This window comes from Sphingobium sp. B2D3C (assembly GCF_025961835.1).
Lineage (GTDB): Bacteria > Pseudomonadota > Alphaproteobacteria > Sphingomonadales > Sphingomonadaceae > Sphingobium.
This window is the reverse complement of sequence record NZ_JAOQOK010000001.1, coordinates 958,167-970,356: the sequence shown is the minus strand read 5'-3', so window position 1 is coordinate 970,356 and position 12,190 is coordinate 958,167. Positions and strand designations below refer to the sequence as shown.

The following is a 12,190-nucleotide window of genomic DNA, read 5'->3' as shown; positions in this document are numbered from 1 at the left end:
GGCACCACGGATAGAGGTTTTGGATGGCCTTCTGGACGTACATTCTGCGCTGCCGCGACAGCCGATACTATACGGGGCATACCGACGACCTTGAGCGTCGCATTGGCGAGCATCAGACGGGCGGCTTCTGCGCGTTTACAGCCACGCGCCGTCCGGTGACATTGATTTGGTCGGAAAGCTTCGGCTCGCGCGAAGAAGCATTGCAAGCAGAACTGATCGTGAAAAAATGGTCGCGCGCCAAGAAGGAAGCTTTGGCCGCCAGCGAATGGGCCAGATTATCGCACTTCTCCCGTCCGCCCTCAGAGCGTGTCTCGACTTCGCTCGACACGAACGGCGGTTTAGGGGCCGCCCGCGGAGGGGAGCGATCCGTCTCTGATGGGCAAACACCATGAGCCTCACCCCGCAATGGCTGGACGAACTCCGCGCCCGCACCACCCTCTCCACGCTCATCGGCAAGACGATCAAGGTCCAGAAGGCCGGGCGGGAATACAAGGCGTGCTGTCCCTTCCACAATGAGAAGACGCCCAGCTTCACGATCAACGACGAGAAGGGCTTCTACCATTGCTTCGGCTGCGGGGCGCATGGCGATGCGATCCGTTGGATGACGGATCAGCGCGGCCTGCCCTTCCTGGATGCGGTCAAGGAGCTTGCCGCCGCCGCCGGCATGGAGGTGCCCGCGCCCGATCCGCGTGCCGCCAAACGAGCCGAGCAGGCAAAATCGCTGCATGACGTGACCGCCGCGGCGCAGGACTGGTTCGAGGATCAGCTTGGCGGCCTCGATGGCGCCGAGGCGCGCGCCTATCTGCATAAGCGCGCGCTGACGGACGCGACGCGCCGCGCGTTTGGGCTAGGTTTCGCGCCGGATAGTCGCGGCAAGCTCAAGACCGCGCTGCGAGACTTCCCAGAGGATATGCTGGTCGAGGCCGGGATGCTCATCCGGCCGGAAGACAGCGAGCGAGACAGTTACGATCGTTTTCGCGGGCGGCTGATGATCCCGATCCGCGACCAGCGCGGGCGCGTGATCGCCTTTGGCGGACGGATTCTGGGCCAGGGCGAGCCCAAATATCTCAACTCCCCCGAGACGCCGCTCTTCGACAAGGGCCGCACGCTCTTCAACCTCGACAAGGCGGCGCCTGCCGCGCGCAAAGCGGGCCGCATCATCGTCGTCGAAGGCTATATGGACGTGATCGCCATTGCCCAGGCCGGCATCGCCGAGGCCGTGGCGCCGCTCGGCACGGCGCTGACGGAGGCGCAGATCGAGAAATTGTGGAGCATGGTGGAGACGCCGATCCTCTGCTTCGACGGCGATGGCGCCGGCCAGCGCGCGGCAATCCGCGCTGCCCACCGCGCTTTGCCGCTGCTGCGCCCCGGTCATAGCCTCTGTTTTGCGACGCTGCCGGCCGGGCAGGATCCCGATGACCTGCTGCGGGCCGAGGGGCTTCAGGCCTTCGAGACTGTGCTCGCAAGCTCGATCCCGCTGGCGGACCTCATCTGGCGCAGCGAGCATGATGCCGCGCCGCTGGCCACGCCGGAAGAACGCGCTGGCCTCAAGCAGCGTCTCAATGCGCTCGCCGCCACAATCGCCGATAGCGACATCCGGGCGCTCTATTCTCGTCTGTTCAAGGAGCGTTACGACGCGCTGTTCTTCGCGCCGCGCGCCGCGTCTAACGCCCGCTTCGAGGGACGGCCCGCCGGTCGCGGCGGCGGCACGATGAAGGGCGGCCGCTGGACCGCCCCGCCCCCACCGGCCACGCAGGACGCGAAGGCGATCCGCGAAACCGGCGGAGACATGCTGCTTTTACGCGCCGTTCTGGCCGGCCTCCTGCGCTTTCCGGGCGAGATCCTCGTCCACCGCGAGGCACTGGACAGCCTGTCGCCGCCCGACTCCGGGCTGGCAAAGTTGCTGGACGCGCTGCTCAAAGCGGCCGATCGCCAAGAAACTGTTGAAACCGAGGCGCTCCTTACCATATTGGGCAGCACTGAGCTGTATAATATGGCGAAGGGGTTGCTCCGCGCCGACGCGCTGCATTTCACCTTCACCCAGGCCGAAGCCGAGGGATGGCGTGCACAGCGCGATCTGGCGGAAGCCATCGGGGTGCTGGTGGCGATGCCGCGAATCGAAGCAGAGCTGGCGGCGGCGACGAGAGCGATGGCGGAGAATCTGGACGAGGCGAGTTTCGCCCGCCAGCAAGCCCTGCGCAAGCTCAAGGAAGATCTGGCGGCACGAGCCGCCGAGCTGGCCCAACCCCTCGAAGAGTGAATAACTGGCCCGCGCGGCACCGCGCTTGGCCCGGAGCAAGGCAACGCATGGCGACGAAGATCAATGGAAACGCTGGAAACCCGGAAAGTGGCGAAGAAGGCGGCGATGCCCCCCTTCTCGATCTCAACGAAGCGTCCATCAAAAAGCTGATCGCCCGTGCCAAGAAGCGTGGCTACATCACCTATGACGAGCTGAACAGCGCCCTCCCGCAAGGCGAGATGTCCTCCGACCAGATCGAGGACATCACCTCGGCGCTTAGCGACATGGGCATCAACATCGTCGAGAACGAAGAACAGGGCGATGACGGCGAAGAGCAGCCCGAATCCGAAGTCGAGTCCATCGACAATAATTCGGACGAGGAAGATGGCTCCGGCAATGTCGCCGAGAAGAAGCAGACGACGACTGACCGCACCGACGACCCCGTGCGCATGTACCTGCGCGAAATGGGCGCGGTGGAACTGCTCAGCCGCGAGGGCGAGATTGCCATCGCCAAGCGCATCGAGGCCGGTCGCGACACCATGATCCTCGGCCTGTGCGAAAGCCCAACGACGTTCAACGCGATCATCGGCTGGTCAACCGCGCTCAACAATGGCGAGATGCAGTTGCGCGAGATTCTCGATCTCGACGCGATGCTTTCCAAGGACCCGGCGCCGGAAAGCCTGTCGGAAGACGGCGAAGACGACGACGGTGAGATTTCCGAAAAGACCGCCGGTCCCTCGTTCAAGGACGAGGACGAGGTGAAGGATGAGCCTGAAGCCGACGGTGACGACGATGATTCCATGGTCGAACGCCGCACGGCGCGCCAGGAAGAGGATGACGAGGAGGATAACACCCTCTCGCTCGCCGCGATGGAAGAGCTGCTCAAGCCCGCCGCGCTCGAAAAGTTCGCCAACATCACCGAGCTGTATGGAAAATTCGGCAAAATCCAGCAGGCCCGGCTGGTCGCGCTCGGCAATGGCATGGAATTCCCGGCCAAGGACGAAGCGACCTACCACAAGCTGCGCGAAGACCTGACGGCGGAGGTCGAGAGCGTCCAGTTCCACCAGCAGAAGATCGAATATCTCGTCGATCAGCTTTACGCGTTCAACCGGCGCCTGACGACGCTGGGCGGCCAGATGCTGCGCCTCGCCGAGCGCCACAAGGTCCCGCGCAAGGACTTCCTCGACCAATATGTCGGCCAGGAGCTGGACGATGGCTGGCTGGAGAAGGTCAGCAAGCTCGACAAGAAATGGGCGGCCTTTGCGGCCAATGAGGTCGATGCTGTCGAGCGCATCCGCGCGGAAGTCTCCGAAATCGCGCAGTCGACCGGCACATCCCTGCCCGAGTTCCGTCGCATCGTGAACATGGTGCAGAAGGGCGAGCGCGAGGCGCGGATCGCGAAGAAGGAAATGGTCGAGGCCAATCTGCGCCTCGTGATTTCCATCGCCAAGAAGTACACCAATCGCGGCCTGCAGTTCCTGGATCTCATCCAGGAGGGCAATATCGGCTTGATGAAGGCGGTGGATAAGTTCGAATATCGCCGCGGCTACAAGTTCAGCACCTATGCGACCTGGTGGATTCGTCAGGCGATCACCCGCTCGATCGCCGATCAGGCCCGCACCATCCGTATTCCGGTGCACATGATCGAGACGATCAACAAGCTGGTCCGCACCAGCCGCCAGTTCCTCCACGAGCAGGGCCGCGAGCCCACGCCGGAGGAAATGGCCGAGCGCCTGAGCATGCCGCTCGAGAAGGTGCGCAAGGTGATGAAGATCGCCAAGGAGCCGATCTCGCTCGAAACGCCGATCGGCGACGAGGAAGACAGCCATCTGGGTGACTTCATCGAGGACAAGAACGCGATCATCCCGGTCGACGCCGCGATCCAGGCGAACCTCAAGGAAACGGTTACCCGCGTCCTGGCGAGCCTCACCCCCCGCGAGGAGCGCGTGCTGCGCATGCGCTTCGGCATCGGCATGAACACCGATCACACGCTGGAAGAAGTCGGCCAGCAATTCTCGGTGACGCGCGAGCGCATCCGCCAGATCGAGGCAAAGGCACTGCGCAAGCTCAAGCACCCGAGCCGCAGCCGCAAGATGCGCAGCTTCCTGGACCAGTAAGGTCCGAAATCAAATCAGGCGGCGGAGGTGTTGCGCGCTTCCGCCGCCTTTTTCGTGCGCGCAATACCTGCCAGTCGTAAGAACCCTAGCATGCACCTGCGCGACCTGTGCGGCCGAGCTAATACTCTGAAATAAAACAGGCTCGCGTGGCTTGGTTGGAGCGTTTTCAACATCTTGTTAACTTCCTGCGCGTTACATCGCCGCGGGGAAAATTGCCGGCCCGTCGGTTCGGCATTCTAAGGCTTGATATGGACCCGCGCCCGCTTGATTTCGTTGAGACCGGCCTTTCCGCCCGAGTGCTTGCGCTTGTGGAGAGCGAAGGGTCCGCGACACATTCCTACTGCGCGCCCGTGCTGGCCGGCGAGCGGATATCCTTTGCGCGGCACTCGGCCGACTTTGCGGACTTCATCCACCTTCTCGTTCTGCTCCACGGCCAGATCCCGGGCGTTGTCGATCATGCCGCTGTTCACACCGCAGAGCCGGTCGCCCGCGATTGGCTGATCCGCTCGACCAGCGCCTTTGCCGAAGAACGCGACTATATGCATCGCCTCTGCGCTGCGGCCGGGCCGGTGCCGAGCACGCCGCGCCATAGTGAGGCGACTGCGGCCATCGCCCAGCAAAGCCACGCGATTGAGATGCTTGCCCAGTCGGAACGGCGCGGTTGCGCGCTCGGCACGGCGATCACGCTGGTGCTGGAATGGCAGGCCATCCGCAAGATCCTCGACGTCGGTGCGCTCAGCCTCGGCATCGAGCCGGCCGAAACCACCCTCCCCAGCCAGTCCGATACCGTGGCTCTTCTGGACGACCTTCCCCAGGTCGAGCGCTTCTCGCGTGCCGTGCAATTCGGCGCCGATCAGTTGCTCGTGCAGCATCGCGGCATGTGGAACCTGCTCAAGGCCAGGGCTGGCGCGCGACAGAGCAGCCAGTAAGATCGTTTGAACGCCGGACTTATGCCGGCATGGCCTTTCTCTTGCTCATCACCGAGCCCATGCTGGCGGCCACAACCATTGCGATGCCGGCGAGTTGGATGGCGCTGAGACGTTCGCCCAGCATGAACAGCCCGGCCAGAACGGCGAAGGCCGGTTCGAGGCTGGTCAGCACCGCAAAGTTACGCGCTGGCAACCTCGGCAACGCATAAAGCTCCAGCGACAAGGGAATGGCTGCGGACAGGATCGCCACCAGCAGCGCGAGCGGAAGCAAGGCGGGCGCGAAGAGCCCCACCCCGTTCTGCATCATGCCCACCGGTACGACGAGAAGCGCGGCCACGCAGAGCGACAAGGCCGCCCCCCCGGCGCCGAATGATGTTGCAACCCTGCGGCCGCACAGGATGTAGCCTGCCCAGCAGGCTGCAGCGATGAGCGCGAACAACAGTCCCACCGGTTCCAGCGCGCCTTTGGCGCCATCGGCACCCACCAGGCACCAGATGCCGAGACCCGCGAGCGCGACCCATAACAAGTGGACGGCACGCTTCGCCATGCAGGCGGCGAGCGTCAATGGCCCTAGCGACTGGATGGAGATTGCGATGCCCAGCGGCAGATGCGCGATAGCGAGGTAGAAAAAGAGAATAGCCCCCGCAACGCAGGTACCAAGGCCCAGCAGCGCCAGCCAGTCCGGCCGCGCAGGCCACGCCCGCCACGGCCGGACCAACACCAGCAGAATGAGCGCCGCGAACAGGATGCGCAGGGCTGACGCCCCGATCGGCCCGACCAAGGGATATAGTCCCTTGGCGAAAGCCGCCCCGAACTGGAAACAAGCCGTCGAACCCACCACAGCCAGCACCGGCAACAGCGCCAGCCCCGCCGCCGGTTCTGGGCCACCCTTCATCCTCCCACCGCTCAGTAAAGCAGATGAGCCGCGCGGGTCTCCGCCCAGGCACGTTCGTCGGCCCCCGCAAGGCCATCGAGACCCGCTGGCGTCGCCGCACCATCATCCACCCACTCGCGGAGCAAGGGCGAGCCGTTGATCACGTCTATGGGCAGCTTGCCAAGCTCATACTCATACGGAAAATCGCGCCAAAGCGGATAGTCTGGGTACAGTGCCCGGATCGCCTTGAAGGCCAGTGCCTGCACCCGCCATGGGCGGAAGGTCTGATGCGCGTAAGCCGGCCCTTCAGCGTGGATATGGACGCCGGCGCACAGAGTGCCGACATGCTTGTGAAAGGTCGGCTCGAACCAGCAGTCGCGAAGGATGCATCCGTCCAGCCATTGCGGGGCCAGCGCCTGCATCTTGGCGATTACCTTGCGCGCATCGATATCCGGCGCGCCGAATAGCTCAAGCGGGCGCGTCGTCCCCCGCCCTTCCGATAGCGTCGCGCCTTCCAGCATAACCGTGCCGGCATAACAGCGGGCCATGTTGAGATTGGGCGCGTTGGGACTGGGATTGACCCAGATGCGCTCGGTGGGCCAGCCGAACCCGGGGGCCGCCTCGGGCGCGTAATCCTGCATCGCGATCACGCGATAATCCACGTTCAGGCCGAAATGTGCGATGAACCACTGCCCCAGTTCGCCCATGGTGAGGCCATGACGCATCGGCATGGGCCCCGCACCGACGAAGCTCTCCCAGCCTGACCTCAGCGTCAGACCCTCGATAGGCCGCCCGGCGGGATTGGGCCGGTCCAGCACCCACACGCTCTTCCCGGCCTTTTCCGCTGCTTCGAGCAGATAGAGCAAAGTCGTCACGAAGGTGTAGATGCGACACCCCAAATCCTGCAGGTCGACGAGGAATATGTCGGCCGAGTCCATCATCTGCGCCGTCGGCCGGCGCACCTCGCCATACAGGCTGAACACAGGGATGCCGTGGGCAGGATCGGTGAAATCCGGCGATTCCATCATATTGTCCTGCTTGTCACCCCGCAGGCCGTGCTGCGGACCCATGGCGGAAGTCAGGCGGATGTCGCCACAGGCTGCCAGCGCATCGAGCGCATGGGTGAGGTCCGCAGTGACCGAAGCTGGATGTGCCAGCAGACAGACGCGCTGGCCGGCAAGCGGTGCACGCAGCGCGGGGTCGGCCAGCAGGCGATCGAGACCGGTGAGAAAGCTCATGCCCGGTCCACTGGCGGAAGCCGCAGCGCGAAGCAATCCCGGTGGTGAAAGTCTGGCCATCCGGGGGGATGCGCCAGCGCCCAATAGCTCAAAGTGCCGTTCGCCTCCTGGATGACCGCGCTGGCGCCGATCGCCCCTGATCGATCCCACACCAGCGCGTCTTCGGTGAGGCGGACGGACAGTGACAGCCGCTCGGCATCTGCCGCCTGCAGGATATGTGGCGCGGGGATGTCGAAGGGCCTCATGCCGGTGCGATAATGGTCGAAATGATAGGCCGCGAAGGCGCCGGAGGGCGAGAAATTATACTCGGCATAGGCATCATCGTCCTCCGCCACGAACAGCTCAAAGCAGGTGGTGCGCCATAGCTCATCGGTATGAATGCCCGGCGCGGCCTCGGGCAGACGCAGATCGGCGATCCGGCCCATGGCCACGAAGCCGATCTCCCAACCATGATCGTCGGTCAGCTCAATCTGCATGCCCAGCGCCGCCAGCGCATCGCAGGGCGTATCCGGATGGCAGACCAGAGCGGCGCGGGCCAAAATACTACTCATCCTTCCCATCCCATGCTAAGCGCCCCCGCGTTTCAATAACCCCGCGCTTCCCGAAGGGCGATCATGACAAGCTACAAGTCCGACCTGCTGAACCTGCTCGAAGAGCGGGGCTATATCCACCAGATTACTGACGCAAGCGCGCTGGATGCGCTCGCCGCCAGGCAGGTCGTTCCAGGCTATATCGGCTTTGATCCTACGGCGCCCTCGCTGCACGTCGGCTCGATGGTGCAAATCATGCTGCTGCGCCGCATGCAGCAGACCGGCCACAAGCCCATCGTGCTGATGGGTGGCGGGACCGGCAAGGTTGGCGACCCCAGCTTCAAGGATGAAGCGCGCAAGCTGATGACCGTCGAGACGATCAACAGCAACATCGCGTCCATCAAGACGGTGTTCGAGAACTTCCTGACCTTCGGCGATGGTCCCACGGACGCGATCATGGCCGACAATGCCGAGTGGCTAGACGCGCTCGAATATCTGCCGTTCCTGCGGGATTACGGCCAGCACTTCTCGGTCAACCGGATGCTCAGCTTCGATTCGGTAAAGCTGCGGCTGGATCGCGAGCAGTCGCTGAGCTTCCTGGAGTTCAATTACATGATCCTCCAGGCCTATGACTTCCTCGAGCTTTCCCGTCGGGCGGGTTGCCGGCTGCAAATGGGCGGATCGGACCAGTGGGGCAATATCGTCAACGGCATCGAGCTTTCGCGCCGGGTGGATGGCACGGAAGTCTACGGCGTCACCACACCGCTCATCACCACGGCCGATGGCGGCAAGATGGGCAAGACGATGGCGGGCGCTGTCTGGCTGAACGAGGCGATGCTGCCGCATTTCGACTATTGGCAGTTCTGGCGGAACACCGATGATCGCGATGTCGGGCGGTTCCTGCGCCTGTTCACCGATGTGCCGATGGACGAAATCCGGCGGCTCGAAGCGCTGCAAGGCGCGGAGATCAACGAGGCCAAGAAGATTCTCGCCAATGAGGCAACGGCGCTTTGCCGTGGCCGGGCCGCTGCGGATAGCGCTGCGGAAACCGCCCGCCTCACCTTCGAGCAAGGCGCGGCGGCGGCGGCGGATTTGCCGACCGTTCACGTGGCCGAAGGCAGCATCGCCCTGGTCACCGCCCTCACCCAGGCCGGGCTGGCCGCCTCCAATGGCGAGGCGCGCCGCAAGATCGCCGAAGGCGCTGTCCGCGTCGACGACGAGCCGGTGCGCGATGAAAAGCATCTGATCGCGATTGGCGAGACGCCGGTGAAGCTCAGCCTCGGCAAGAAGCGGCACGCGCTGCTCAGCCGCTAAGCTGCCGGAGCGGGGCGTTCGCACCTCGATTACACCGAGTTTATCAGATGTTTACCGGTGACTGACAGGATCAGACTCCGACTGGGAGTCTGATCCATGACGTTTGCCTTCTCGATGGACGAGCCGCGCCGCTACGAACGGGACGCCGTGGAAAGCCCCGTGCAGATCTGGGGCGGCACCCTCCCGCCATCGCCGGCCGTGCTCATCAACATTTCGCCGAGCGGCTGCATGATCCGCTGCGATCAACTGGTGTCGATCGGCGAAAGCCTCACCATCGATGTGCCGCAGATCGGTATGTTGCGGGGGCGCGCGATCTGGGCGAATAGTGCGCGCCTCGGTGTCGAATTCGAGTCCGCGATCGCGGACAAGGAGTATGACATCATGCTCCTGCGGCTGAAGGGCCCCGATCATCCCGGCCGCTGACCATTACGCCAGCCGCGCCGGAGCCTGAACGATGGGCGACGAAGCGTGGAGCCGGGCCGTCCGATCCGAGCTGATTCACGGCCGGCGCCGCGTCATTTCACGCGATGCCATCTCCTTCCAGACCCATGTATCGCGGCCGCGCGGCGCGGACCCCATCGAGGTCGAGCTGATCGACTTTTCGGTCTGGGGATTTCAGGCCCGCTGCGGTTTCGCACGCTTCGAGCGCGGCGAGCCGGTCGCCCTTCGCCTGCCGCTCATCACCATGCAGGATGCGCAAATCCGCTGGAGCCTGCGGGGATGCTTTGGCGCGCAATTCCTCCAGCCTATCGATGCGCGGGCCTATCTCGATATTCTGGCACGCATCACCCGGCCACAGACCGACGGCTGACGCTCAGCCGCTGGCGAGCAGACTGATCGCCGCATCGCGCTCGAACAGATAAAGGCACAGCCGCGCGGCCTGCCCGCGCGGGGAGGCCAGGCCGCCATCGCGGTCCATGAGCAGCCGGGCATCGTCATGCGCCGCATCCAGCAGAGACTGGATCTGTTCCGGGCTGGCCAGCCGAAAGCGCTGCTCGCCCGATTGGCGCGTACCGAGGATTTCGCCAGCCCCGCGCAATTTCAGATCTTCCTCTGCGATGCGGAAGCCATCATTGGTCTCGCGCATCAGGGCGAGACGCGAGCGCGCTGTTTCGGACAAATTACTCCCGTGCAGCAACATGCAGAAGCTGCGCTGATCGCCGCGCCCCACGCGCCCGCGCAACTGGTGCAACTGCGCGAGGCCGAAGCGCTCCGCCGCTTCCACGATCATCAGCGTGGCATTGGGCACGTCCACGCCCACCTCAATCACCGTCGTCGCCACCAGCAGCTTGAGCTGCCCGCGCGAGAAGGCCTCCATGACCGCATCCTTCTCCGGGCCGGGCATCTGCCCGTGGACCATGCCGACGACATCCGCGCCGAACCGCGCCTTGAGTAGCGCAGCGCGGGCTTCCGCCGCTGCCTCGTCGCCATCCTCGCTCTGCTCCACCAGCGGGCACACCCAGTAAGCCTGCCGACCCGCCGCGATATGGCGGCCGAGCGCGGAGACGATATCCTCCAGCCGATCGTCCCCGATGACCCGCGTGTCGATGCTCTGGCGGCCCGGCGGCATCTCATCGAGCCGGGAGACATCCATATCGCCATATTGCGCCAGACAGAGCGTGCGGGGGATCGGGGTTGCCGTCATCACCAGCAGATGCGGCGTCCGTTCCGCCTTGGCCGTCAGCATCAACCGCTGCGACACGCCGAAGCGATGCTGCTCATCGATAACCGCGAGGCCGAGATTGCGATAGGTCACGGCCTCCTGGAAAATCGCATGGGTGCCCACGAGGATGTGAATGCTGCCATCGGCCAGCCCCATCAGCGTCGATTCGCGCGCCTTGCCCTTGTCCCGCCCGGTGAGGATCGCAACGTTCACCGGCAGGCCGGCCAGCATTGTCTGGAGGCTGGCATAATGCTGGCGCGCGAGGATTTCCGTCGGCGCCAGAAAGGTTGCCTGCGCACCGGCTTCCACCGCATTGAGCAATGCCATCAGCGCCACCAGCGTCTTGCCCGAGCCGACATCGCCTTGCAGCAGCCGGAGCATCGGCACAGCCTGCGCCATGTCCCCCTCGATCTCGGCAGACGCACGGCGCTGGGCACCGGTGGGGGCGAATGGCAGGCGCAAGGCGTCGCGCAAATGTCCGTCTCCGGCCAGCGGAAGCCCGCGTCGGCGGCGGGTCGAGGCCCGCAACAGCATCAGCGCAAGCTGGCTTGCGAACACCTCGTCATAGGCCAGCCGCTCGCGCGCGGCCTTTGCGCCGGGCGTCTCGTGCGTGGCCTTGAGCGCCTCCTGCCAGCTCGGCCAGCCCTTGTGGGCGCGCAGGCCCGGCTCGATCCATTCATCCAGAACTGGCCCGCGCTCGACCGATTGCGCGACCAGATCGCGCAGCCGGCCATTGGTGATGCCTTCCGAAAGCCCATAGACCGGCTCGCAATCGGCAATCTGCCCCGCCTCTTCCAACGGCACGACATGATCGGGGTGGACGATCTGCAGCTCGTCCCCGAACTGATCGAGCCGACCAGAGACGAAACGCGGCTCCCCGAGCGGGAAGAGCTTGCGCGGCCATCCGCTGTTCTTGCCGAAATAGACGATGCTCACCGGGTCGCCGGCCATATCCACGGCGCGGATGCGGAACGGCGCCCGTGCCGTGCCCGAGGCGCGATACTCCTGCGCCGTCAGCACCAGCGCGACCATCCGCCCCGTCTCGGCTTCCGCAAGCCGCCGCACGCGTTGCCGCTCGATCCAGCTCACCGGCAGATGGAAGGCAAGGTCGACCACACGCGTCAGCCCGAGGCGCTCCAGCGGCTTGGCCGAAGCGCTTCCCACGCCCTTAAGCGCCGTGCTTTCCGTGAACAGCGGATTGAGAATATCGGGCCGCATCGCTATCTGCCCTAGTCGAAGCTGGAGGGCCGGAAAAGTGCCCGCCGGCCAATCATGATAAATCGCGC

11 protein-coding genes are annotated in these 12,190 nt (G+C 64.6%); 7 read left to right on the top strand and 4 right to left on the bottom strand.

The genetic code is table 11. From position 1 onward, the window contains the following. Nucleotides 1-23 precede the first annotated feature (23 nt). The 4 genes from M2339_RS04435 (at nt 24) to M2339_RS04420 (ending at nt 5,285) form a co-directional block, all read left to right on the top strand. Nucleotides 24-392 carry a GIY-YIG nuclease family protein gene (locus M2339_RS04435; RefSeq protein ID WP_264587360.1) on the top strand — a complete coding sequence of 123 codons (369 nt, stop codon included), beginning with the start codon at nt 24-26 and terminating at the stop codon, nt 390-392. Continuing rightward, nucleotides 389-2,260 carry a DNA primase gene (dnaG, locus tag M2339_RS04430; protein ID WP_264587361.1) on the top strand — a complete coding sequence of 624 codons (1,872 nt, stop codon included), beginning with the start codon at nt 389-391 and terminating at the stop codon, nt 2,258-2,260. Before M2339_RS04435 ends, dnaG begins: the two co-directional genes overlap by 4 nt. A gap of 47 nt (nt 2,261-2,307) precedes the next feature. Then, nucleotides 2,308-4,356, top strand: coding sequence for an RNA polymerase sigma factor RpoD (rpoD, locus tag M2339_RS04425; protein ID WP_264587362.1), 2,049 nt, complete (start codon nt 2,308-2,310; stop codon nt 4,354-4,356). A 248-nt stretch (nt 4,357-4,604) separates the two neighbouring features. Continuing rightward, nucleotides 4,605-5,285: a DUF6975 family protein gene (locus M2339_RS04420; RefSeq protein WP_181559927.1), complete on the top strand. Its 681-nt coding sequence runs from the start codon at nt 4,605-4,607 to the stop codon at nt 5,283-5,285. 19 nt (nt 5,286-5,304) lie between these two features. Here M2339_RS04420 and M2339_RS04415 read toward each other — a convergent pair whose 3' ends face one another. From M2339_RS04415 to M2339_RS04405, 3 genes are read right to left on the bottom strand one after another with little or no spacing between them, the layout of a single operon-like run. Then, on the bottom strand, nt 5,305-6,180 hold the full coding sequence (locus tag M2339_RS04415; RefSeq protein ID WP_264587363.1) for an EamA family transporter: 876 nt from the start codon (nt 6,178-6,180) through the stop codon (nt 5,305-5,307). Nucleotides 6,181-6,191: 11 nt separating this feature from the next. Then, a complete protein-coding gene (locus M2339_RS04410) occupies nt 6,192-7,397 on the bottom strand; it encodes a DUF1343 domain-containing protein (RefSeq protein WP_264587364.1) in 1,206 nt (401 codons plus the stop codon). After that, nucleotides 7,394-7,948: a DOMON-like domain-containing protein gene (locus tag M2339_RS04405; RefSeq protein ID WP_264587365.1), complete on the bottom strand. Its 555-nt coding sequence runs from the start codon at nt 7,946-7,948 to the stop codon at nt 7,394-7,396. Before M2339_RS04405 ends, M2339_RS04410 begins: the two co-directional genes overlap by 4 nt. Before the next feature lie 63 nt (nt 7,949-8,011). Here M2339_RS04405 and tyrS point away from each other — a divergent pair, with 63 nt between their 5' ends. The 3 genes from tyrS to M2339_RS04390 all read left to right on the top strand — a co-directional run bounded on the left by tyrS (nt 8,012) and on the right by M2339_RS04390 (nt 10,052). Continuing rightward, a complete protein-coding gene (gene tyrS / locus M2339_RS04400) occupies nt 8,012-9,241 on the top strand; it encodes a tyrosine--tRNA ligase (RefSeq protein WP_264575621.1) in 1,230 nt (409 codons plus the stop codon). A 96-nt stretch (nt 9,242-9,337) separates the two neighbouring features. Beyond that, nucleotides 9,338-9,664 carry a PilZ domain-containing protein gene (locus tag M2339_RS04395; protein ID WP_181559932.1) on the top strand — a complete coding sequence of 109 codons (327 nt, stop codon included), beginning with the start codon at nt 9,338-9,340 and terminating at the stop codon, nt 9,662-9,664. A 31-nt stretch (nt 9,665-9,695) separates the two neighbouring features. After that, nucleotides 9,696-10,052, top strand: a complete 357-nt coding sequence (locus M2339_RS04390; RefSeq protein WP_264587366.1) for a hypothetical protein — start codon at nt 9,696-9,698, stop codon at nt 10,050-10,052. A 3-nt stretch (nt 10,053-10,055) separates the two neighbouring features. Here M2339_RS04390 and recG read toward each other — a convergent pair whose 3' ends face one another. Further along, the gene (recG, locus tag M2339_RS04385) at nt 10,056-12,122 is read right to left on the bottom strand and encodes an ATP-dependent DNA helicase RecG (RefSeq protein ID WP_264606165.1); all 2,067 of its coding nucleotides are present in this window, start codon (nt 12,120-12,122) and stop codon (nt 10,056-10,058) included. Nucleotides 12,123-12,190 lie beyond the last annotated feature (68 nt).